The organism is Actinoallomurus liliacearum, from assembly GCF_039542035.1.
Lineage (GTDB): Bacteria > Actinomycetota > Actinomycetes > Streptosporangiales > Streptosporangiaceae > Actinoallomurus > Actinoallomurus liliacearum.
Genome location: NZ_BAABHJ010000005.1, coordinates 908,591 through 930,431 on the forward strand (window position 1 = coordinate 908,591; position 21,841 = coordinate 930,431).

20 protein-coding genes and 1 tRNA gene are annotated in these 21,841 nt (G+C 71.1%); 13 read left to right on the top strand and 8 right to left on the bottom strand.

Translation table 11 applies throughout. The features are described 5' to 3' along the window. Positions 1-1,404, bottom strand: a complete 1,404-nt coding sequence (locus tag ABD978_RS12245; protein WP_345353132.1) for a D-alanyl-D-alanine carboxypeptidase family protein — start codon at positions 1,402-1,404, stop codon at positions 1-3. Positions 1,405-1,760: 356 nt separating this feature from the next. Between ABD978_RS12245 and ABD978_RS12250 the strand changes: the two genes are divergently transcribed. The 10 genes from ABD978_RS12250 to ABD978_RS12295 all read left to right on the top strand — a co-directional run bounded on the left by ABD978_RS12250 (position 1,761) and on the right by ABD978_RS12295 (position 13,834). After that, complete coding sequence (locus tag ABD978_RS12250; RefSeq protein ID WP_345353134.1) at positions 1,761-3,374, top strand: acyl-CoA mutase large subunit family protein; 1,614 nt, start codon at positions 1,761-1,763, stop codon at positions 3,372-3,374. Positions 3,375-3,410: 36 nt separating this feature from the next. Next, the gene (locus ABD978_RS12255) at positions 3,411-4,181 is read left to right on the top strand and encodes a maleylpyruvate isomerase family mycothiol-dependent enzyme (protein WP_345353136.1); all 771 of its coding nucleotides are present in this window, start codon (positions 3,411-3,413) and stop codon (positions 4,179-4,181) included. A gap of 271 nt (positions 4,182-4,452) precedes the next feature. Then, the gene (locus ABD978_RS12260) at positions 4,453-5,619 is read left to right on the top strand and encodes a glutamate--cysteine ligase (protein WP_345353138.1); all 1,167 of its coding nucleotides are present in this window, start codon (positions 4,453-4,455) and stop codon (positions 5,617-5,619) included. Next, entirely contained in the window at positions 5,606-6,871 is a 1,266-nt protein-coding gene (locus tag ABD978_RS12265) for an amidohydrolase (RefSeq protein WP_425550696.1), read from the top strand. The genes ABD978_RS12260 and ABD978_RS12265 overlap by 14 nt, the downstream gene beginning before the upstream one ends. A 224-nt stretch (positions 6,872-7,095) precedes the next feature. After that, positions 7,096-8,142, top strand: a complete 1,047-nt coding sequence (locus tag ABD978_RS12270; protein WP_345353142.1) for a BMP family lipoprotein — start codon at positions 7,096-7,098, stop codon at positions 8,140-8,142. A gap of 72 nt (positions 8,143-8,214) precedes the next feature. Next, on the top strand, positions 8,215-9,735 hold the full coding sequence (locus ABD978_RS12275; protein ID WP_345353144.1) for an ABC transporter ATP-binding protein: 1,521 nt from the start codon (positions 8,215-8,217) through the stop codon (positions 9,733-9,735). Beyond that, positions 9,732-10,832, top strand: coding sequence for an ABC transporter permease (locus ABD978_RS12280; protein ID WP_345353146.1), 1,101 nt, complete (start codon positions 9,732-9,734; stop codon positions 10,830-10,832). The genes ABD978_RS12275 and ABD978_RS12280 overlap by 4 nt, the downstream gene beginning before the upstream one ends. A gap of 64 nt (positions 10,833-10,896) precedes the next feature. Beyond that, on the top strand, positions 10,897-12,156 hold the full coding sequence (locus ABD978_RS12285; RefSeq protein WP_345353148.1) for an ABC transporter permease: 1,260 nt from the start codon (positions 10,897-10,899) through the stop codon (positions 12,154-12,156). Beyond that, the gene (locus tag ABD978_RS12290) at positions 12,156-12,557 is read left to right on the top strand and encodes a cytidine deaminase (RefSeq protein WP_345353150.1); all 402 of its coding nucleotides are present in this window, start codon (positions 12,156-12,158) and stop codon (positions 12,555-12,557) included. Before ABD978_RS12285 ends, ABD978_RS12290 begins: the two co-directional genes overlap by 1 nt. Then, entirely contained in the window at positions 12,554-13,834 is a 1,281-nt protein-coding gene (locus tag ABD978_RS12295; RefSeq protein WP_345353152.1) for a thymidine phosphorylase, read from the top strand. Before ABD978_RS12290 ends, ABD978_RS12295 begins: the two co-directional genes overlap by 4 nt. Here ABD978_RS12295 and ABD978_RS12300 read toward each other — a convergent pair whose 3' ends face one another. After that, positions 13,835-14,119, bottom strand: a complete 285-nt coding sequence (locus tag ABD978_RS12300; protein WP_345353154.1) for a DUF4190 domain-containing protein — start codon at positions 14,117-14,119, stop codon at positions 13,835-13,837. A gap of 165 nt (positions 14,120-14,284) precedes the next feature. Here ABD978_RS12300 and ABD978_RS12305 point away from each other — a divergent pair, with 165 nt between their 5' ends. Continuing rightward, positions 14,285-15,370: an adenosine deaminase gene (locus ABD978_RS12305; protein ID WP_345353156.1), complete on the top strand. Its 1,086-nt coding sequence runs from the start codon at positions 14,285-14,287 to the stop codon at positions 15,368-15,370. After that, positions 15,352-15,984, top strand: a complete 633-nt coding sequence (locus ABD978_RS12310; protein ID WP_345353158.1) for a PH domain-containing protein — start codon at positions 15,352-15,354, stop codon at positions 15,982-15,984. Before ABD978_RS12305 ends, ABD978_RS12310 begins: the two co-directional genes overlap by 19 nt. A gap of 22 nt (positions 15,985-16,006) precedes the next feature. Here the strand turns inward: ABD978_RS12310 and ABD978_RS12315 are convergent, their stop codons facing one another. The 3 genes from ABD978_RS12315 to ABD978_RS12325 form a co-directional block, all read right to left on the bottom strand. After that, complete coding sequence (locus ABD978_RS12315; RefSeq protein ID WP_345353160.1) at positions 16,007-17,365, bottom strand: FtsX-like permease family protein; 1,359 nt, start codon at positions 17,363-17,365, stop codon at positions 16,007-16,009. Between the two features lie 2 nt (positions 17,366-17,367). Next, positions 17,368-18,153, bottom strand: a complete 786-nt coding sequence (locus ABD978_RS12320) for an ABC transporter ATP-binding protein (RefSeq protein WP_345353162.1) — start codon at positions 18,151-18,153, stop codon at positions 17,368-17,370. Between the two features lie 121 nt (positions 18,154-18,274). Then, positions 18,275-18,946, bottom strand: coding sequence for an alpha/beta fold hydrolase (locus tag ABD978_RS12325; protein ID WP_345353164.1), 672 nt, complete (start codon positions 18,944-18,946; stop codon positions 18,275-18,277). Positions 18,947-19,007: 61 nt separating this feature from the next. Here ABD978_RS12325 and ABD978_RS12330 point away from each other — a divergent pair, with 61 nt between their 5' ends. Next, positions 19,008-19,610, top strand: coding sequence for a PadR family transcriptional regulator (locus tag ABD978_RS12330; protein ID WP_345353166.1), 603 nt, complete (start codon positions 19,008-19,010; stop codon positions 19,608-19,610). A gap of 110 nt (positions 19,611-19,720) precedes the next feature. Here ABD978_RS12330 and ABD978_RS12335 read toward each other — a convergent pair. The 3 genes from ABD978_RS12335 to ABD978_RS12345 all read right to left on the bottom strand — a co-directional run bounded on the left by ABD978_RS12335 (position 19,721) and on the right by ABD978_RS12345 (position 21,804). Next, positions 19,721-19,794: transfer RNA gene (locus ABD978_RS12335), tRNA-Gly, on the bottom strand. A gap of 30 nt (positions 19,795-19,824) precedes the next feature. Further along, complete coding sequence (locus ABD978_RS12340) at positions 19,825-20,466, bottom strand: response regulator (protein ID WP_345353168.1); 642 nt, start codon at positions 20,464-20,466, stop codon at positions 19,825-19,827. Positions 20,467-20,544: 78 nt separating this feature from the next. Continuing rightward, a complete protein-coding gene (locus tag ABD978_RS12345) occupies positions 20,545-21,804 on the bottom strand; it encodes a sensor histidine kinase (RefSeq protein WP_345353170.1) in 1,260 nt (419 codons plus the stop codon). Between the last annotated feature and the right edge of the window lie 37 nt (positions 21,805-21,841).

Consider the following 21,841-nt stretch of genomic DNA (forward strand, 5'->3'; position numbering starts at 1 on the left):
TCAGTCCTCGTCGGCCGGCTCGTCCTCCACACGTCGCACCGGGTTCGGCGCGGTCTCCCGGGCGGACGGTTCCGCCGGGCCGGAGGACAGCGGGGCGCCCGCGACCTTCACGTCGCCGCGGTGCGGCGACCCGGACCCGGACTCGGGACCGGTCCGCGTCGCCTCGTCGCGGGTCTCGGACGCGGCGCCGGACGGCGGCCGCTCCGGGCCGAAGGTGCGGACGCGACCGCCGGCGGGCGGCGGGGCCGCCGCCTCGGCGAGCGCCGCCCGCCGGCGCCGGCGCAGGCCGAACAGGAGCCCGGCGACGATCGCCAGCAGGGCCAGGCCGCCACCGCCGGCGGCGCCCAGCTTGCGCCAGTCGGGGCCGTCGGCCGGGGAGAGACGCACCGTGTTCGGCCGCTTCGTCGCCGCCGCTGGGGGCTTCTTCGGCTGCGGCGGCGGGATCGGGTCGACGAGCGTCCCGGCGGAGCCCGCCTTCGCGCGCTCCTCGAAGCCCCAGTCGAGCAGGGCGCGCGCGTCGTCCCAGAAGTCGGACTGGGCGTGCATCAGCGAAATGATGATCGTGTGGCCGTCGCGGGTGGCCGCGCCGACGAAGCTGCCGAGCGCGTGGCTGGTCCAGCCGTTCTTCCCGCCGATCATGCCGCGGTAGGGCCTGCTGCCGATCAGCAGGTGGTCGTGCGTGCCGATCTCGTAGCCGCCGGTCTTCTTGCCCTTCTCCCGCTCCTTCTTGTCCGGCGGGGCCGGCCAGTGGTACAGCGTCGCGCCGACGTACTTGCGGAAGTCGGGCAGCGTCAGGCCCTGTTTCATGATCAGCGCGAGGTCGTACGCGGAGCTGTGCTGCTGGGCGAGCGTGAGCGGCGGGTCGTCGTCGAGGCCGTTGGGCGTACGCGCGACCGTGTCCAGGGCCTGGATGCGGTGGGCCTCGGCGTTCATCTGCTCGAGGGACGGCGCGAGCCCGCCGTTCGCCTCGCACAGGGCGATGGCGGTGTCGTTGCCCGACTGCATCAGCAGGCCGTGGAACAGGTCGCGCACCGTGTAGGTCCACTTGGTGTCCATGCCGACCGCCGACCCGGACGCGTTCACCGCGTTCTGTGACGGCTTCATCTTCTGGGTCGGGTTCAGGCGCGGGATGAGCGTGATCGCGGTCAGGGTCTTCAGCGTGCTGGCGGGCCGGTACTCGCCGTGCGGGTCCTTCGCCGCCAGGATGCGCCCGGTCTCCAGGTCGGCGATGACGTACGACGACGCCTGGATGTGCGGCGGAGCGGACACCCCGGCGGAGTGGTCCCAGATGTAGCCATGCTTGCTCAGCTCGGGCCCGCCGACGACGGTGTCGGCGTGGGCCGGAACGGCGTACAGCGGCGCGACAACCCCAGAAATGGCGACGAAGGCGATCAACGTTCGCATGGCGGCCCAACGGTAGAGGACGGGTACGGGAACGACACAGCGGGTGTACCCCCAATAATGAGGCCTGACGAAGCCCTCCAGAGGCGCCTCCGGTTTCTTGATCGGACTTGCCCTATTCGTGATCTTTGGGCCGTGGATGCCGACCAAGAATTTGGGCGGCGATCCCACCCGATCTACCGCCTTCCGGCCACTCCCGGCGGGTCGGTCGCGGTGTGAAGTAGGCCACCTTGTGGCCGCCGTGTACCGCGGAGACGATCGGTCGTACGATCGCACAAGGGTGCGGATGGGTCGCGCGGCATGTGCGACCAAGACTGTTTCCGCAGGTCAACAGCTTGATTGGGAAGGTGATGGTCGGTATGCGTTCGGAGTCGGGGCTGCCGATCGAACCCGTCTACGGGCCCGCGGCGCTGGAGGGGTTCGACGCCGCCGAGCGGCTGGGGGAGCCGGGCGCGTTCCCGTTCACACGCGGCGTCTACCCGACCATGTACACCCAACGGCCCTGGACGATGCGGCAGTACGCCGGGTTCGGCACCGCGGCCGAGTCCAACCGGCGCTACCACCAGCTCATCGAGGCCGGCACCGCGGGCCTGTCGGTGGCGTTCGACCTGCCCACCCAGATGGGGTACGACTCGGACGCCGACCTCGCCCGCAGCGAGGTCGGCAAGGTCGGCGTCGCGATCGACTCGATCGAGGACATGCGCGTGCTGTTCGACGGCATCCCGCTGGGCGAGGTGTCGACGTCGATGACGATCAACGCGCCCGCGGCCGTGCTCCTGCTGCTCTACCAGCTCGTCGCCGAGGAGCAGGGCGTCCCCGCCGACCGCCTGACCGGGACGATCCAGAACGACATCCTCAAGGAGTACATCGCGCGGGGCACCTACATCTTCCCGCCGAAGCCCAGCCTGCGGCTCGTCGCCGACACGTTCCGGTACTGCAAGAACGAGATCCCCAAGTGGAACACGATCTCGATCTCCGGCTACCACATGGCCGAGGCCGGGGCGACGCCCGTACAGGAGATCGCGTTCACCCTCGCCAACGCCAAGGAGTACGTCCGGGCGGCCGTCGAGTCGGGGCTGGACGTCGACGCGTTCGCACCGCGCCTGTCGTTCTTCTTCGTCGCCCGGACCACCCTGCTGGAGGAGGTCGCGAAGTTCCGCGCGGCCCGCCGGATCTGGGCGCACCTCATGTGCGAGGAGTTCGGCGCGAAGAACCCCAAGTCCCAGATGCTGCGGTTCCACACCCAGACCGCGGGCGTCCAGCTCACCGCCCAGCAGCCCGAGGTCAACCTCGTCCGCGTCGCGATCCAGGCGCTCGGCGCGGTCCTGGGCGGCACGCAGTCGCTGCACACCAACTCCTACGACGAGGCGATCGCGCTGCCCACCGAGAAGGCCGCGCGCCTCGCGCTGCGCACCCAGCAGGTGATCGCGCACGAGTCGGACCTGACGCGCACGGTCGACCCGTTCGCCGGGTCGTACGCCGTCGAGTCGATGACCGACGAGATCGAGGAGGCCGCACGCGCCCTCATCGACCAGGTCGAGGAGATGGGCGGCGCGGTGAGCGCCATCGAGAAGGGCTTCCAGAAGGCCGAGATCGAGCGGTCGGCGTACCGCACGGCGCTGGAGATCGACGGCGGTGACCGGGTCGTGGTCGGCGTCAACCGGTTCCGTACCGAGGATGATGAGCCGTACGAACCGCTGCGCGTCGACCCGGCCATCGGGGAGGCCCAGGCCGAGCGGCTCGCGCGGTTGCGGGCCGAGCGCGACAACGACGAGGTCCGCCGGCGCCTCGACGACCTGCGCCACCTCGCGGAGAAGGAGGGCGCGCAGGCGGACACCGGCGACGTCTCCGCGGGCGACGGCAACCTGCTGTACCCGCTCAAGGAGGCGCTGCGGGCCCGCGCCACGGTCGGCGAGGTCTGTGACGCGCTGCGCGACGTCTGGGGCGTGTACGTCCCCGCCGACGCCTACTGAGCCCTGCCCCCATCCCCCGGCAGCGAGGAGTCACGGATGAGCGACGAGTGGCGGGCGAACATCGACGCCCTGGAACAGACGGCCCGGTCGATGATCGCGCTGGGCGAGGAGCTGGACGCGGCGGACTGGACCCGGCCGACCGAGTGTCCCGGCTGGTCGGTCCAGGACCAGTACGCGCATATCCTGGGGATCGAGCGCTGGCTGCTCGGCGAGGCCGCGGACGACGAGCCGCGGACGGTGGCCAATACCGCTCTCGACGTCGAGGGGTTCCGCTCCTGGCCCCCGGAGAAGGTCCTCGGCGAGCTGCGCGGGGTGATCGATCGGCGTGTCGCGTCGCTGCGATCCGACGCCGTCGACCTGGCCCAGGTCGTCCCCACGCCCTTCGGCCGGGACATGCCCTACGGCGCTTTCATGGCGCACCGGGCGTTCGACGTGTGGATGCACGAACAGGACGTACGCCGCGCGACCGGGCGTCCGGGCAACCTCGACGGTCCCGCCGCCGAGGTCAGCGCGAGGATCCTCGGCGACTCCCTGCCCTTCGTCGTCGGCAAGCGCGGACGGCCCGAGCCGGGTCAGACGGTCGTGGTCGAGACGCCGGAGCGTCGCTGGTGCGTCGCGATGGGCGCCGACCGCCGGGCCCGTTTCGCGGAGGAGCCGTCGGGACCGACCGTACGGCTCCGCATGGACTGGGAGACGTTCCTCCGGCTCGGCGGCGGCCGCGTGGCGCCGTCCGGGGCGGAGGTGCAGGTCAGCGGAGACGGCGACCTGGCCGGCCGGGTGCTCGCGGGCATGGCCATAACGCCCTGAGCGGATGTCCGGACCAGTGGCTCATGATCAATCTGGTCATTAGTGAGGATTGCTCGTAGCCGGATCGGATGGCACCGGTCGCCCGATGGGTGCTCCAGAAGAGTCAACCGCGCATCGCGGGGCAAAGACCTCCCGAGACGGCGCGTGGTCGGCGGCATGATGGTCACCGATCGGGGCGGTTTCGGTGCTCACCCTCGGCACCCGACGTGCTGGCCGAATTACGCCACGCGGACGCGATTAACCTGCAAGGATTGAGGGACGGAGGTTGGCCGTGGCCATCGAGTTCAACGCTTCACGGGGTGCCACGCTCGGCATCGAGTGGGAGCTCCAACTCGTCGACGACCAGACGCGGCGCCTCCGCCAGGACGCCGGACAGGTGCTGGGGGCGCTGCCCGGGCTCAGTGAGGCCGAGCGCAACCCCAAGATTCGCCATGAGCTCATGGAGTCGACCGTGGAGATCGTCACAGACGTGTGCCACACGGTCTCCGAAGCGCGCGCCGACCTGGCCGCCACCATGGCCGAGCTCCGCTCCGCCGCCGAGCCCCGGGGCATCGGGCTCGCCTGCACCGGCACCCACCCGATCAGCGACTGGCGCGACGCGGAGATGGCGCCGATCCAGCGCTACGCCGAGCTCGTCGAGCAGTACCAGTGGCTCGCCCGGCGCATCCAGACGTTCGGCGTGCACGTCCACGTCGGCATCCGTTCCGTCGACAAGGCCATCCCGATCGTCAACGCCCTGTCCGCCTACCTGCCGCACTTCCTCGCGCTCACCGCGTCGAGTCCGTTCTGGTGCGGCCAGGACACGGGGCTGGCCTCCAGCCGGGCGATCGTCTTCGGGTCGCTGCCCACCGCGGGACCGCCGCACCTGCTGGCGGACTGGGCGGAGTTCGAGGCCTACATGGACACGCTGCTGCGCGCCCAGGCGATCAGTAGCATCAAAGAGGTCTGGTGGGACATCCGGCCGCACCCCGATTTCGGAACCATCGAAATTCGGATGTTCGACGGCATTCCTACCCTTCGTGAGGTAGGAATGGCCGCGGCACTCTGTCAATCCCTCGTCGAACTCTTCGATCATCAGCTGGATCGTGGTTACACTTTGCCCAGCCCGGCCACGTGGGTCGTGCGCGACAACAAATGGCGCGCGACTCGGTACGGCCTCGACGCCATCGTGATCACCGACGATCAGGGAGCCACCGCTCCGCTCCGCGACGAGCTCTACGAACTGGTCCGGGAGTTGGAGCCGATAGCGGACCGGCTCGGCTGCGCCGAAGATCTGAAGGTGCTCTCCGACGTCCTCGACCAGGGCGCTTCGTACGAGCGGCAGCGCGCCATCATCAACGATGGCGGCAGCCTTGAGGACGTCGTTACCGCGGCTCTCACGGAATGCCGGGAGGACCGGTTCGTCAATCCACGGGAGGTGACACATGCGGGGGCCTGAACTCCCCGGTAATGAGCCAGTGGGAGGAGGGCTGAGACCGCAACTCGACTCGTTTCTGGCCGAGAACGAGACCGATCTCATCGCCTTCCGCCGGGATCTGCACATGCACCCGGAACTCGGCTTCGCCGAACACCGCACGACGGCTCGCCTGATCGAGGCGCTGACCGCGGCGGGGCTGCGACCGCAGCGACTGCCCAAGGGCACCGGCCTGATCTGCGAGGTCGGCAACGGCGACGGCCCGGTGGTCGGCCTGCGCGCCGACATCGACGCCCTTCCGCTGACCGACGAGAAGGACGTCGCCTACCGCTCCACGGTGCCGGGCGTCTGCCACGCCTGCGGCCACGATGTGCACACGACCATCCTGCTGGGGGTCGGCCGGTTCTTCGCGCGGCAGGCCGCCGCCGGCCTGGTGCCCGGCAAGGTGCGGCTGATCTTCCAGCCGGCCGAGGAGACGCCGGGCGGCGCACTGGACGTCCTGGCCGCCGGCGGCATCGCCGGGGTCGACCGCGTCTTCGCCCTGCACTGCGACCCTCGCCTGGAGGTCGGGCGGCTCGGCCTGCGCGTCGGCCCGATCACCGCGGCCTGCGACAAGGTGAACGTCCGGGTCGCCGGTCCGGGCGGGCACACCGCGCGCCCGCATCTGACGGCCGACCTGGTGTACGCCCTGGCCAAGATCGTCACGGAGCTGCCGGCCGCGCTGTCGCGGCGCGTGGACCCGCGCTCCAGCCTGAGCCTCGTGTGGGGCCGGGTGTCGGCCGGGTCGGTGGCCAACGCCATCCCCGACGACGGCATCGCCCAGGGCACCGTGCGCTGCCTCGACGACGAGGCGTGGCACTCCGCGCCCGAGCTCATGAAGACCCTGCTCGACTCGGTGGCCAGCGCGTACGACGTGAAGGCCGAACTCGACTACGTCCGCGGCGTGCCGCCGACCGTGAACGAGCGGACGAGCGTCGAGATGTTCCGCACCGCCGTCGAAGCGGTCATCGGTGAGGACGGCGCGGCGGGCACGCCCCAGAGTCTCGGCGGCGAGGACTTCGGCTGGTACCTCGAGTCGATCCCCGGGGCGCTGGCCAGGCTCGGCGTCGCGACCCCCGGCATGGCCGGCGCGTACGACCTGCATCGGGGCACCTTCGACGTGGACGAGCGGAGCATCGGCGTCGGGGTCCGGATCATGGTCGCCACCGCCCTGACCGCACTGTGGGAGAGCCGGCGCGCGAGCGCCGCCGAGCCCATCGGGGAGCCCGCGGCCTGACGCGCACGCCCGGGTCGCTCGACGGTTTCGGTCGCCACCCGGGCGGTCCTCCTTACCCTGGTAGCGCGCACTGCGGTCTGACCAGTGACGATGCGCTTTCGCCTTGATAACGGACGCGTTGCGACACGGTCGCTTTGGCTCGTTCCTCCCCTGGCTGCGACTATGGTCCGAGAGATTCGTGCCATGACGCACATTTCGGGCGGGGTCTAATTGGAGGAGCTACCTTGCGCCGTGCAGTGAAGATGACCGCCGTCGCGGCGAGCGCGGTGCTTGCACTCAGCGCCGCCGGCTGTGGCGGCAAGAAGGCCAACACCGGCGGCGGTGGTGGCGGCGAGGGCAAGAAGACCGTCAAGGTCGGCCTCGCGTACGACGTGGGCGGCCGTGGCGACAAGTCGTTCAACGACGCCGCGTACGCCGGCCTGCAGAAGGTCCAGAGTGAGCTGAAGCTCGACGTCAAGGACATCGAGGCCAAGGAAGGCGAGAGCGACAACGACAAGATCCAGCGGCTGCAGCTGCTGGCCCAGTCGGGCTACAACCCGGTGATCGCCGTCGGCTTCGCGTACGCGGGCGCGCTGGGCAAGGTCGCGCCGAAGTTCCCGAACGTCAAGTTCGCGATCATCGACGACGACACGATCCAGCAGCCGAACGTCGCGGACCTGCTCTTCGCCGAGAACCAGGGCTCCTACCTCGTCGGCGCGGCGGCGGCCAAGAAGTCCAAGACCGGCCACATCGGCTTCATCGGCGGCGTCGCGACCCCGCTGATCAAGAAGTTCGAGGTCGGGTACATCGCGGGCGCCAAGAAGGTCAACCCGAACATCAAGGTCGACTCGAAGTACATCTCCCAGCCGCCGGACTTCGGCGGCTTCAAGGACCCGGCCAAGGGCAAGACGATCGCCCAGGGCATGTACGACCAGGGCGCCGACGTCGTCTACACAGCGGCGGGCCTGTCCGGCACCGGCTCGCTGCAGGCGGCCGCCGCGGCCAAGAAGTGGTTCATCGGCGTCGACTCCGACCAGTACCTGACGGCGACCGCCGACGAGAAGCCGTACGTGCTGACCTCGATGCTCAAGCGCGTGGACACCGCGGTGTTCAACTTCGTCAAGGGTGTCGGTGAGGGCCAGTTCCAGAAGGGCGACCAGCGGTTCACCCTCCAGAACGACGGTGTCGACTACTCCAAGTCGAACCCGACGGCGCTGGGCGACCTGCCGGCGACCCTCGACGACCTGAAGCAGCAGATCGTCTCCGGAAAGATCACGCCGCCCGAGAAGTGACGGCGGTAAGGGCTCGGGCCCGGGTGGACGGCTTCGGCCTCCCTCCCGGGCCCACTGGTGCGGGAGCAGGTCATGTCCACGACTGAGCCGGCGGTCGAGCTGCACGGCATCACCAAGCGCTTCCCCGGCGTCGTGGCCAACCACGACATCGACATCGCGGTCGCGGCGGGCACGGTGCACGCGATCGTCGGGGAGAACGGCGCAGGCAAGTCGACCCTGATGAAGATCCTCTACGGCATGCAGCGGCCGGACGAGGGAACGATCAAGGTCAACGGAGAGGTCGCCGACCTCCATTCGCCGTCCGACGCGATCGCGCGCGGCATCGGCATGGTCCACCAGCACTTCATGCTGGCCGACAATCTCACCGTCCTGGAGAACGTCGTCCTCGGCGCCGAGAAGCTGCACGGCATCGGCGGCGGGGCGCGGCGCCGGATCCGGGAGATCTCCGACCAGTACGGGCTGGGCGTCGAACCGGACCGGCTGGTCGAGGAGCTCGGCGTCGGCGCCCGCCAGCGCGTCGAGATCCTCAAGGTCCTCTACCGCGGAGCGCGGATCCTCATCCTCGACGAGCCCACCGCGGTGCTCGTGCCGCAGGAGGTGGACGAGCTCTTCGCCAACCTCGAGGAGCTCAAGCGCGAGGGCCTCACCGTCATCTTCATCTCGCACAAGCTCGACGAGGTCCTGAAGGTCGCCGACGCGATCACCGTGATCCGCCGGGGCACGACCGTGGCCTCCGCCGATCCCAGGGAGGTCTCCGCCCGGCAGCTCGCCGAGCTGATGGTCGGCAGCGAACTGCCGGTCCCGGAGCTGCGCGAGTCGACGGCGACCGACGTCCCGGTGCTGACCGTCGAGGGCGTGACCGTCCGCGACGCCACGGGCCGAGCCGTGGTGGACGGGGTGTCCCTGACCATCCACGAGGGCGAGATCCTCGGCATCGCCGGGGTGGAGGGCAACGGCCAGGCCGAGCTCGTCGAAGCGATCATGGGCATGCTGCCGGTCGAGTCCGGCGTCGTCCGGCTCGGCGAGGACGACCTGGTCGGCCGGTCGACCCGGCACCGCCGGGAGATGGGCATCGGGTTCATCCCCGAGGACCGGCACCGGCACGCCCTGCTGCTGGAGTCCCCGCTGTGGGAGAACCGCGTCCTGGGCCACCAGACCCGGTCCCCGAACGTCAAGGGAATCCTCATCGACCGCGCCGGCGCACGCCGCGACACGGAGCGGATCGTCGAGGAGTACGACGTGCGGACCCCCGGCATCGACGTCAGCGCGGCCTCGCTGTCCGGCGGCAACCAGCAGAAACTGATCATCGGCCGGGAGATGTCCGGGAACCCGAAGCTGCTGATCGCCGCGCATCCGACCCGTGGGGTCGACGTCGGCGCCCAGTCGGCGATCTGGGACCATCTGCGACGGGCGCGGGCCGAGGGCCTGGCGGTGCTGCTCATCTCCGCCGACCTCGACGAGCTGATCGGCATGTCGGACACCCTGCGGGTGATCCTGCGCGGCCGGCTGGTCGGGGAGGCCGACCCCGCGACCATCACTCCGGACGAACTCGGCTCCCTGATGACCGGCGCCGCAGAGGGGAGCGTGGCATGATCTCCAACCTGCTCGCGAAGTCCTACGCGCGGACCGTGATCGCGGCGCTCGTCGCGCTCGTCTTCGCGGTCGTCGTGACCTCGATCGTGCTGTCGATCAGCGGGTTCAACCCGCCGTCCACGTTCCAGGCGATGTTCGACTTCGGCAAGGAGCCCGACAGCGTCGTCAACACCGTGAACCGCGCGTCGGCGTACTACCTGTCCGCGCTCGCGGTGGCGATCGGGTTCCGGATGAACCTGTTCAACATCGGTGTCGACGGGCAGTACCGCCTCGCGGCCATGCTCGCCGCCGCGGCGGGCGGGGCGTGGGCGCTGCCGGCGGGACTGCACCAGATCGTGGTCATCGTCGTCGCGGCCGTCGTCGGCGGCGCGTGGGCGGGCATCGCGGCGATCCTCAAGGTGACGCGGGGCGTCAGCGAGGTCATCTCGACCATCATGCTGAACTTCATCGGCACCGGCGTGATCGCGTTCCTGCTCAGCCCGGACCGGCTCGCGGCGAAGGTCGCGGGCAGCAACAACGTCGGCACCAAGCCCATCGGCTCGTCGGGCCGGGTGCCGGGGATCTCCTACCCGGGCAGCGACCTGAAGATCTACGGCCTCGTCCTGCTCGCGGTGCTGGCCGGCCTCGGGTTCTGGTTCGTGATCAACCGCACGCGGTTCGGCTTCGACCTGCGGGCCACGGGCCTGTCCGAGAGCGCCGCCGTCGCGAGCGGCGTGGACGCCAAGCGCATGGTCGTCATCGCGATGGTCCTGTCCGGCGCGGTCGCCGGCCTCGTCGGCATGCCGCAGCTGCTCGGCGGGTCCTACTCCTACTCGCTGGACTTCCCGACCGGGATCGGCTTCACCGGCATCGGCATCGCGCTGCTCGGCCGGAACAACCCGGTCGGCATCGCCTTCGCGTCGCTGCTGTGGGCGTTCCTGGACCAGTCGTCGCAGATCCTCGAGTTCAACGACATCCCCAAGGAGATCGTCGCCATCACCCAGGCGGCCGTGCTGCTGTCGGTGGTCGTGGTGTACGAGATCGTCAACCGGGTGGGCCGGCGCATGGACCAGCGGCGCGTCGCCGCTGAGCTCGGAGAGGTGGGAGTGGCAGCGTGAGCGAGCGAAGCGAGCGAGCCATGGGCACAGCATCCTTGGTCACCCCTCCGACGAAGGAGGGCTCATGATCGACCAGGAGGTCCGGACGCCTGCGCCGCGGATCGGCGGCGCGCGCGGGTTCCGCGGCCGGAGGGCGCTGACCGCCGGACTGGGCGCCTTCGTCGCCCTGATCCTGCTGCGGCTCATCACCGGCGAGAGCGACATCACCTCCAGCGGGACGATGAGCGCGACGCTCGGGCTCGCCGTGCCGATCGGGATGGCCGCGATGGGCGGCCTGTGGTCCGAACGCTCCGGCGTGGTCAACATCGGCCTCGAGGGCATGATGGTGTTCGGCACCTGGGGTGCGGCCTTCGGCGCCTACTTCAGCGGCAGCCCCTGGCTGGGTCTCCTCTGCGGGATCGCGGCCGGAGCGCTGGGCGGTCTGCTGCACGCCGTCGCCACCGTGACGTTCGGCGTGGACCACATCGTCTCGGGCGTCGCGATCAACATCCTGGCGCCGGGCGTCGCGCGCTATCTGTCGGACCTGCTGTTCAACGGGGAGCCCGGTGGTGGCGCCACCCAGTCGCCGCAGCTGCCCAACTTCCCGACGTGGAGCGTGCCCGGCGTCGGCGGCCCGCTCGGCGACCTCGAGAAGCACCACTGGATCCTGATCTCCGACCTCGCCGGGCTGATCCGCGGGCTGCTGACGAACCTGTCCCCGGTCACCCTGGTCGCGGCGGCCCTCATCCCGATCTCGTTCTTCCTGCTGTGGCGTACGCCGTTCGGCCTGCGGCTGCGGTCGTGCGGGGAGAACCCCCTCGCCGCCGAGTCGCTGGGCGTGAAGGTCTACACGATGAAGTACGCCGCGGTGGTGATCTCCGGGGCGTTCGCCGGCGTCGGGGGTACGTTCCTGGCCATGGTGGCGTCCTCCAACTACCAGGAGGGCCAGGTCAACGGCCGTGGCTTCATCGGCCTCGCCGCCATGATCTTCGGCAACTGGCGGCCGGGCGGCGTCGCGGCGGGCGCCGGCCTGTTCGGGTACACCGACGCGCTGCAACTGCGCGGCGGCGCCGGCGCGGTGCACGCCATGCTGCTCCTGCTCGGCGTCGGCCTGCTCGCCCTCGCGGTCTGGCACGCGTACCGGCGCCGGATGGTCACGGCGGTGGTCTCGGCGGTCGTGGCCGTCGGGCTCCTCGCCTGGTTCTTCCTGACCGACGAGCTGCCCAAGGAGATCGTCACCTACAGCCCCCACATCACGACGCTGCTCGTGCTGGCGTTCGCGGCGCAGCGACTGCGCATGCCGGCCGCCGACGGGCTCACCTACCGACGCGGCGGAGGACACTGATGGCCGACATCGACTGGGACGCCCTCCGGGCGGCCGCCCGTGCGGTGATGGAGAAGGCGTACGTCCCGTACTCCCACTTCCCGGTGGGCGCCGCCGGGCTGACCGACGACGGGCGGATCATCGCCGGCTGCAACGTGGAGAACGCCTCGTACGGCGTCGGCCTGTGCGCCGAGTGCGGGCTGGTCTCGGCGCTGCACGGCACGGGCGGCGGCGGCCGGCTGGTCGCCGTCTCCGTCGTGGACCGCCACGGCGCCCCGCTGATGCCCTGTGGACGCTGCCGTCAGCTGCTGTGGGAACATGGCGGCCCCGACATGCTGCTGGAGACCGTCAGCGGCATCCGGCCGATGCGCGAGGTTCTGCCCGACGCCTTCGGCCCCGACGACCTGGAGAACCGAGCTTGAACTTCGACGCCGTCGACGTCATCCGTACGAAGCGGGACCGCGGAGAGCTGTCCGACGAGCAGATCGACTGGACGATCAGCGCGTACACCGAGGGCGTCATCGCCGAGGAGCAGATGTCCGCCCTCGCGATGGCGATCCTGCTGAACGGCATGAGCCGGCGCGAGGTCGCCCGGTGGACCGACGCGATGCTGCGCTCCGGCGAGCGGATGGACTGGTCCGGGCTGAGCCGCCCCACGGCGGACAAGCACTCCACCGGCGGGGTCGGCGACAAGATCACCCTGCCGCTGGCGCCGACCGTGGCCGCCTGCGGCGCCGCCGTGCCGCAGCTCTCGGGCCGCGGCCTCGGCCACACCGGCGGCACCCTCGACAAGCTCGAGTCGATCCCGGGCTGGCGGGCGTCGCTGTCCAACGAGGAAATGCTGGCCGTCCTGGACCGGGCGGGCGCGGTGGTGTGCGCGGCCGGCACCGGCCTCGCACCCGCCGACCGCAAGCTGTACGCCCTGCGGGACGTCACCGGCACGGTCGAGTCGATCCCGCTGATCGCCAGCTCGATCATGTCGAAGAAGATCGCGGAGGGCACCGGCGCGCTGGTGCTGGACGTCAAGGCCGGCTCCGGCGCCTTCATGAAGAGCGTGGTGCACGCCCGCGAACTGGCCCGCACGATGGTCGACATCGGCACCGACCACGGGGTGAAGACCGTCGCGCTGCTGACCGCCATGGACACCCCTCTCGGCCGTACGGTCGGCAACGCGCTGGAGGTCGACGAGTCCGTCGAGGTCCTGGCCGGCGGCGGCCCGGAGGACATCGTCGAGCTGACCGTCGCCCTGGCCCGGGAGATGCTGGCCGCGGCGGGCGTCGCGGGCACCAAGGACCCGGCCGACGCGCTGCGGGACGGCTCCGCGATGGACGTCTGGCGCACCATGATCTCCGCGCAGGGCGGCGACCCGGACGCCCCGCTCCCGGTCGCGAAGGAGACCCACGAGGTCGTGGCGACGGAGTCCGGCGTGCTGTCCCGGCTCGACGCCTATGGCGTCGGCGTCGCGGCGTGGCGTCTCGGCGCCGGCCGGGCGCGCAAGGAGGACCCGGTGGTGCACGCCGCGGGCATCGTCCTGCACGCCAAGCCGGGCGACATCGTCCGCGCGGGCCAGCCGCTGATGACGCTGCACGCCGACGACCCGGCGCGCTTCGAGCGCGCGCTGGCCGCCCTGGACGGCACCGTGGAGGTCGGCGAGATGGAGGACGCCCGGCGGCCGCTCATCCTGGAGCGGATCGCCTGATCAGGCGCCGGAGGACGCGGCGGCGAGGACGAAGACGAAGAGGATCAGCAGTCCGAGGACGATGAAGGCGCTGCCGATCGCGCCCAGCACCACGCCCGCCGTCGCCTGACCGTCGCCGCCGAGGTACCCGCCGCTCTCGCGGATCCGCCGCTTGGCCGACAGCCCCATGAACAGGGCGATCGGCGCCAGCAGGCCGCACACCACGAGCCCGAGGATGCCGAGGACCATCGAGGCCGTCGCTCCACTGTCGTCCTGTGCGGGCGGCGGGGCCGGGTACTGGTACATAGCGGAACCATAGAGGAACCCGGCCGATCTCGATACGACTCAGCGGCCAGACCCTCGGGACCCGCGTCGGACGGGTCCACGACGGTCGGGGCGGGAGGCCGCACGGCGTACGAGAGCGGCCCGGCGCGGACCTGAGAGGCGCGGACGGCCGGTAATGTGCGTGGCGTGACGAACCGTCCTGTGCTCGACGACATCCGGCGGGCCCCCAAGGTGCTTCTCCACGATCACCTCGACGGTGGGCTGCGGCCGGAGACCATCGTCGACCTCGCCCGTGAGACCGGCTACGACGCGCTGCCCGCCACCGACCCGGCGGAGCTGCGCACCTGGTTCGCCGAGGCGTCCGACTCCGGATCGCTGGAGCGCTACCTGGAGACGTTCGACCACACGGTCGGCGTGATGCAGACCGCCGAGGCCCTGACCCGCGTCGCGTACGAGTGCGCCGAGGACCTGGCCAAGGACGGCGTCGTGTACGCGGAGGTGCGGTACGCGCCGGAGCAGCACACCCGCAACGGACTGACGCTGAACCAGGTCGTCGAGGCGGTGCTGCGCGGATTCGCGGAGGGCGGCCGCGACCACGGCATCCGCGTCGGCACGCTGCTCACCGCCATGCGCCACCAGGCCCGCAGCATGGAGATCGCCGAGCTGGCCGTCCGGTACCGCGACGAAGGCGTCGTCGGCTTCGACATCGCCGGGGCCGAGGCGGGCTACCCGCCCACCCGGCACCTCGACGCCTTCGAGTACCTCCAGCGGGAGAACGCCCACTTCACCATCCACGCGGGCGAGGCGTTCGGCCTGCCGTCGATCTGGCAGGCCATCCAGTGGTGCGGCGCCGACCGGCTCGGACACGGCGTGCGCATCATCGACGACATCGGCGAGCGTGAGGGCGAGAGCCCCCGGCTCGGGCGCCTCGCCGCGTACGTCCGGGACAAGCGCATCCCGCTGGAGATGTGCCCCAGCTCCAACGTCCAGACCGGCGCCGCCAAGTCCATCGCCGAGCACCCGATCGGGCTGCTCCGCCGCCTCTACTTCCGGGTCACCGTCAACACCGACAACCGGCTGATGAGCGGCACGACCCTGTCGGAGGAGTTCGCCAAGCTCGTCGAGGCGTTCGACTACGGCTGGGACGACCTGCAGTGGTTCACGGTCAACGCCATGAAGTCCGCCTTCCTCGGCTTCGACGAGCGCCTCGAGCTGATCAACGGTGTCATCAAGCCGGGGTTCGCGCAGCTGAAGTGGCGATCGCACTCGTGACCGCCGCCGTGTTCCCCAAGACTCCGCCCGGCGCGAAGGTGTTCCGGTCGACGGCCGCCCGTTTCTTCGGCTGGGCCTGGATGGTCTTCGCCGCCATCAACCTCGTCGACATCCTGTGGCGCGGCCGCGACGCCGCCTCGCTGGTCGCCGCGATGGTCATGCTGCTCGGCTGCGGCGTCGCGTACGTCGGCGCGCTGCGGCCCCGGATCGTCGCCGACGAGGAGGGCGTCCGCCTGCACAACCTGCTCCGCGACGTCGAGGTGCCCTGGCGCGGGGTCGAGCGGGTCGAGGGCGGCGACGCCGTCTACGTGCACGGAGGCGGCCGCCGGTTCCGCGCCTTCGTGCTGCAGATCTCCCCGCGCAACCGCGCGCGGTTCGAGGCGAAGGCCCGCCGTCAGGAGCGGAAGCTGCCCGACCACGTCGCCGACTACGTCCAGGGACGCACCCAGACCGACTTCGCGGTCGAACAGCTCCGTGAGCTGGCCGGGGAGCGCTCCCGGCGCGGCGAGGACGGCGGGACCGAGCCGACGGTCACGTGGGCCTGGCCGGCCGTCCTCGCGGTCGCCGTCCCGGCGGTCGCCTTCCTCGTCGCCCTCGTCATCGCCCTGCTCTGACCCGCCCCCCGCGTACGGCGGCTCAGCGGGTCACCGCCTCCACCGCCGGCATCCGGATCGCGCGCCGGGCGGCGCCGAGACCCGTCCCCAGGGTGAGGACCGCCGCGACGGCGACGACCGCCAGGTAGGTGCCGGCGCCCGCGTCCGGCAGCGCGTGCCCCGTCCGGGCGATGCTGTAGGGCACGATCGTGAACAGCCCGGCGACCGCCCCGGAGACGATGCCGAGCAGCGTCAGGATGACGCCCTCCACCGCCACCGTCCACAGGACCTGCCCCGGCGTGATACCGACGAGCCGCTGCCGGGCGAACTCGCCGCGCCGGTACGTCATCGCCGCGATCAGCGTGTTGATCAGCATGATCGCCGAGAACACCACCAGCATCCCGATGACCGTGAAGTTCAGCGTCTCGGTGGTCTTCTGGTCGGCCGTCGCCACCGTGCCGGACGCGGCGGTGGCCGCGTTCTCGATCCACTGCATGTAGAGCGTGCCGGTGGAGATCCCGGTGAACAGGATGATCGGCATCAGCGTCGCCGCGAGCCGACCGGCCCGCCGCCGCACGTACTGGACCGTCAGGTAGGCGGGGACCCCGGCCACCCGCTCGAGCGGGCGGGCGAGCACGGCCGTCACCCGGCCGATCAGGACCGGCCCCGCCAGCGCCAGGCCGATGGAGACCCAGATGGAGGTCTGCCCGGCCGTCTGCATCGCGTCGATCCCCTTGCCGCGCATCGCGGTCGCGGTGGTCACGGCCAGGCTCGCGCCCAGGACGAGGAGGACCACCGCGGCGGCCTTCCGCTTGCGGCTCATCCGGGCGTCACCCGTGGCGGCGTTCCGCGCCGACTCGGCCGCACGCGTCCGCACGACGCCCCGTACCGTGATGACCGCCGCGGTGGTCGCGGCCGTCAGCGTCACGCCCAGCCCGATGCCCAGCGCGTACGGCCCGAAGGCGTAGTCGATGCCGCCGGCGACGCGCTTGCTGGAGATCAGCAGCGACAGCAGAGCCCGGCCGGCCAGGGCCGCCGGCGCGATCGCCACCAGTCCGGCGACCAGCGCGACGACGGCGGTCTCGCTGACGATCATCCGGCCGATCTGCATCGGCGTGGCGCCCACCTGCTTCAGCAGCGTCATCTCGGCGTCCCGCTGCCGCACGACCAGGGTCAGCGTGGACGTGGCCGAGAAGATCACCATGATGAGCCCCCAGCCGCCGACGACCGAGGCCATGGTGATGAGCGAGTTCCTGCTGGCGGAGGGCACTCCATCGCTCATGGCGGTGTCCAGCAGCGAGGCGAAGGCCATCACCATCGCCGCCCCGAACACCATCGAGACGAACGTCGCCAGGAACCCGCCGGCGCGATGCCGCAACGAGCGAAGAGCCAACCCGAACATGGTCAGACCTCCGTCCGGTCGCGCCGCGCGGTCCGGTCGCCCAGGTGCGTCATCCGCTCCGCCACGGCCTCGGCCGTCGGCCGGGCGAGCTCTCCGGCGAGGCGACCGTCGGCCAGGAACAGGACCGAGTCCGCGTACGAGGCGGCGACCGGGTCGTGGGTCACCATCACGACGGTCTGGCCCTGCTCGTGCACCGCCCGCATCAGAAGGCTCAGCACCTCACGCGCACTGCGCGTGTCGAGCGCGCCGGTCGGCTCGTCGGCGAAGATCACCGACGGGTTCGTCACCAGGGCCCGCGCGATGGCGACCCGCTGCTGCTGACCGCCGGACAACTCCGCCGGCAGGTGCCGCAGCCGGTCGCCGAGACCCACCTTTGTCAGGATCTCGCGGGCGTACCGGCCGTCCACCTTCCGGCCGGCCAGCCGCAGCGGGAGCGTCGTGTTCTGCAGTACGTCCAGGGTGGGGAGCAGGTTGAACTGCTGGAAGATGAAGCCGATCCGCCGCCTGCGGAACTTCGTCAACTCGGTCTCGGAGCCACCGCTCATCTCGGCGCCGTCGACGAACACCTTTCCGCCGGTCGGCCGGTCCAGCCCCGCCGCGCACTGCAGCAGGGTGCTCTTACCGGAACCGGACGGCCCCATGACGGCCGTGAACGTCCCCTTCCGCAGACTCAGTGAGACCCCGTCCAGCGCGGTCACCTGAGTGCCCTCCGCGCCGTAGACCTTCCGCACCGAGACGACCCGTAGCGCCTCGGAACCGCTCGTGGGGAGCGTGACCTGTCCGTTCATGACCCTCGCCCTTCCAAGGCGCCGTTGCACGCCGTATGAGGACGAAACTAGGGATGACCGGAGGACATCTCGATGGGCCCAGCAGGCCGACAGGGGTGTACCTAACGACACCATCGGGCCTTCACTCGCCGAGCAGCAGGATCTCCAAGAACGCGTCCGGCGCGTCTCGGAGCACATTGTGGCTGCTGGAAAGGGTGTGCACCCGCCAGGCGGGATCCTCGGCCAGCCGCGCGTGGACCTCGGCGAACGGTGAGCCGTCCCAGCCGTTCAGGTACACGTAGTCCCGTGCCTTGATCTCGCCGAGGCCGTTCCCACGCAGCCGGAGCCGCTGGAGGAAGGACGCCAGGGGGTGCGCGGTCGCGCGGGGGTCGACGCCGGGCGGCGGCTGGACCGAGAAGCCGTCCGCGGCCGCTCCGTCGAGGAACAGCCGGCGGAAGGCCTCGGTCGTCAGCTCCCAGCAGGACTGCCCGTCCTCGGGCACGTAGGCGTCGCTGTAGACCAGGCGGCGCACCGAGCCGGGCTCGGCGCGATCGGCGACCCCGGTGATGACCATGCCGCCGTAGCTGTGCCCGACGAGCACGGCGTCGGTGACCTTCTCGGCCGCGAGGACGGCGAGCACGTCGTCGACGTGGGTGTCGAGGTTCACGGCGGGAGAGGCCAGGTGGGCCCGGTCACCGAGCCCCGTCAGGGTCACGGGCAACGCCCGGTGCCCGGCGGCGCGGAGCCGGTCGGCCATACCGGAGTACTGCCAGCCGCCGTGCCACCCACCCGGAACGAGAACGAAGGTCGCCATGTCCGCCCCTCTCTGTCGATCAAGGTGGATGACTCTAATAGAGTGTCTCTAATCGAGGCAAATGGGAGAGCTGATCGTGCTGACGCTGTGCATCCTCGGATTCCTGGCGGAGGAGCCGCTGCACGCCTACGAGCTGCGGGCGCGCATCTCCGGGCTGTCCGGGCACATCCGGCCGGTGAGCGACGGCGCGCTGTACCCGGCGCTCAACCGCCTGCGCGCCGCCGGGTTCCTGGAACGGCACGAGGAGCCGGGCCGGGGCGGCACCCCGCGTCAGGTGCTGACGCTCACCGACGCCGGACACGCGGAACTGCTCCGCAGGCTCGCCGGCCCGGCCGAGCTGGAGATCACCGACCGGAACTCGTTCATGATCCTGCTGGCGTTCCTCGGCCGACTGCCCGACCCCGCCGACCAGCTCCGCGTGCTGCGCCGCCGCCTGGCCTTCTACGACCAGCCCGCCAGCTACTTCTACGCCGACAGCCGCCCGCTGCGGGCCGCCGAGATGACCGACCGGTTCCGCCGGGGAATGCTCAGCATCGCCGCCGAGACCAAGCGAGCCGACATGCGCTGGCTCCGCCAGATCATCACCGAACTAGAACAAGAGCTCGGCAGGGAAGGTGACCAGCTCCGTAGAGACAGCGAAGCCGCCCCGGGGGGCGGCGGGTGACGCTGGGCCGGGCGGAGCCCGGCATCGGGGGGTCCGGGGGGTCGCCCCCCCGGGTGGACACCCGGAAACAGCGAAGCCGCCCCGGGGGGCGGCGAGTAACGCTGAGCGAGAGCGGACGACGGGATTCGAACCCGCGACCCTCACCTTGGCAAGGTGATGCTCTACCAGTCTGAGCCACGTCCGCGTGACCCCTTAAGAATAGCGGATCTCAGGACTAGATGAGACCGGCGTCGTGGGCGAGTAGGGCGACCTGGACGCGATTGTTGAGTTCCAGCTTGGCCAGCAGCCGGGAGACGTGGGCCTTCACGGTGGCGACGCTCATGAAGAGCTCGGAGCTGATCTCGGCGTTCGACTTGCCCTGGCCGATGGCGACGACCACCTCGCGCTCGCGGTCGCTGAGGCGGGCGAGGCGTTCCTGGGCCGGGTTGGGCCGGGTCTGGGCGACGTGGGCGATGAGGCGGCGGGTGACGCTGGGGGAGAGGATCGGCTCGCCCGCGGCGACACGACGGATGGCGTTGATGATCTCGCCGGGCGGGGTGTCCTTGAGGAGGAAGCCGGCGGCGCCGCCGCGCAGAGCCCGCAGGACGTGTTCGTCGGCGTCGAACGTGGTCAAGATGATGATCTCCGGGGCTCCCTGGCGGGCCCGGAGCGCCTCGGTCGCGGCCAGGCCGTCCATGCGGGGCATCCGGATGTCCATGAGGACGACGTCCGGCGAGTGCTCGGCGACCAGCGCGGCGACCTCGGTGCCGTCGCCGGCCTCCGCGACGATCCGCAGATCGTCGGCGCCGGCCAGCATCATCGACAGGCCCGCACGGACCAATGCGTCATCGTCGACGATCAGCACGCGAATGGTCACGAGGGACACACTAACGGCGCGCGCCGAGCAGCGACGCGTCCCGCCCGATCGGGGCCGGGCGTCACCGCTCATTCGGGGTCAGGCGGCCCCGCCCGGCGCGCCGGCCGGCGTGGTCTCGCCGCGCCAGGGCAGCCACGCCCGGACGCGGAACTCCCCGTCCGGGGTCGGGCCGTGTTCGAGCCGGCCGCCGGACAACATGGCGCGTTCGGCGAGTCCGATCAGCCCGGTGCCCGAGCCGGGAATGCCCGACGCGGCGTTGACCAGCGGGTTGCGGACCTCGATGGTCAGGTCGGTGCCCGCCGACCCGTCGACGATGACGCTCACGGTCGCCTTCGGCGCGTGCTTGCGGGCGTTGGTGAGCGCCTCCTGCACGGTGCGGTAGGCGCTGCGCCCGAGCGCGCCGGGGACCGCGTCGACGTCGTGCAGCCGGTTCTCGTAGGTCACGGTCATCCCGGCCCGCCGCGACTCGTCGATGAGCGTGGGCAGGTCGCCGAGGTTCGGCTGGGGGCGCTCGGGCGTGTCCTCGGTCGCGTCCTCGCGGAGCACGCCGATCACCTCGCGCAGGTCCTGGAGGGCCTGGTGCGCGCTCGCCCGGATCACGCCCGCCGCCTTGGCGATCTCGGTGGGAGGAGCGTCGGGACGGAACTCCAGCGCCCCCGCGTGCACGCTGAGCAGCGAGATGCGGTGGGCGAGGACGTCGTGCATCTCGCGGGCGATTCGCGCGCGTTCCTGCTGCCGGGCCTGCGTGACGCGGAGCTGCTGCTCGGCCTCGGCCCGCAGCGCCCGCTCCCGCAAAGACAGGATGAGCTGCCGCCGCGCGCGGACGAACATCCCCCACGCCACGACCGCCGCGCTCACCACGACGCCCCACACGACCCCGACCCAGTACGACTCCGTGGGATCGGGGAACACGGCGGTGTAGATCGCACCGGTGACGAGGTGCACCACAGCGACCGCGGCCACCGTACGGAACGGCCGGTGCACGGCCACCGTGAACAGCGCGATGCACCCCGCCCCGGAGACGCTCGCCGAGGCCAGGCTCACCACGCCCAGGGCGACCGCGAGCTCCACAGGGTGGCGCCGGCGCCACCACAGCGCGAGGCAGCCGAGCGCGCCGATCAGCACGTCGGGCAGCCGCGGCGGATGATGGACCCCTGAAGACCCGTGGGAGGTCGCGAACAGCATGAAGCCCCCGAAGAGCACCGCCAGCACGAAGCAGGCGATGTCGACCGCCCAGTCGCGAGCGGACCGGGGGACCCGCTCGGCCGGGTCGGGGGCCGCGAGCAGGGCGGGGAGGAGGGACGGGTGGTCGGGGCGGGACACCGCCATACCGCTCATGGTCCCCAACGGTAGGTCCCCGCCCGGCGGACCGGCA

Bases quoted from the DNA above. Each gene is read 5' to 3' on its own strand.
- ABD978_RS12245 (WP_345353132.1), bottom strand. From the start codon at position 1,404: ATGCGAACGTTGATCGCCTTCGTCGCCATTTCTGGGGTTGTCGCGCCG.
- ABD978_RS12250 (WP_345353134.1), top strand. From the start codon at position 1,761: ATGCGTTCGGAGTCGGGGCTGCCGATCGAACCCGTCTACGGGCCCGCG.
- ABD978_RS12255 (WP_345353136.1), top strand. From the start codon at position 3,411: ATGAGCGACGAGTGGCGGGCGAACATCGACGCCCTGGAACAGACGGCC.
- ABD978_RS12265 (WP_425550696.1), top strand. From the start codon at position 5,606: ATGCGGGGGCCTGAACTCCCCGGTAATGAGCCAGTGGGAGGAGGGCTG.
- ABD978_RS12275 (WP_345353144.1), top strand. From the start codon at position 8,215: ATGTCCACGACTGAGCCGGCGGTCGAGCTGCACGGCATCACCAAGCGC.
- ABD978_RS12280 (WP_345353146.1), top strand. From the start codon at position 9,732: ATGATCTCCAACCTGCTCGCGAAGTCCTACGCGCGGACCGTGATCGCG.
- ABD978_RS12285 (WP_345353148.1), top strand. From the start codon at position 10,897: ATGATCGACCAGGAGGTCCGGACGCCTGCGCCGCGGATCGGCGGCGCG.
- ABD978_RS12290 (WP_345353150.1), top strand. From the start codon at position 12,156: ATGGCCGACATCGACTGGGACGCCCTCCGGGCGGCCGCCCGTGCGGTG.
- ABD978_RS12300 (WP_345353154.1), bottom strand. From the start codon at position 14,119: ATGTACCAGTACCCGGCCCCGCCGCCCGCACAGGACGACAGTGGAGCG.
- ABD978_RS12315 (WP_345353160.1), bottom strand. From the start codon at position 17,365: ATGTTCGGGTTGGCTCTTCGCTCGTTGCGGCATCGCGCCGGCGGGTTC.
- ABD978_RS12320 (WP_345353162.1), bottom strand. From the start codon at position 18,153: ATGAACGGACAGGTCACGCTCCCCACGAGCGGTTCCGAGGCGCTACGG.
- ABD978_RS12325 (WP_345353164.1), bottom strand. From the start codon at position 18,946: ATGGCGACCTTCGTTCTCGTTCCGGGTGGGTGGCACGGCGGCTGGCAG.
- ABD978_RS12330 (WP_345353166.1), top strand. From the start codon at position 19,008: ATGGGAGAGCTGATCGTGCTGACGCTGTGCATCCTCGGATTCCTGGCG.
- ABD978_RS12345 (WP_345353170.1), bottom strand. From the start codon at position 21,804: ATGAGCGGTATGGCGGTGTCCCGCCCCGACCACCCGTCCCTCCTCCCC.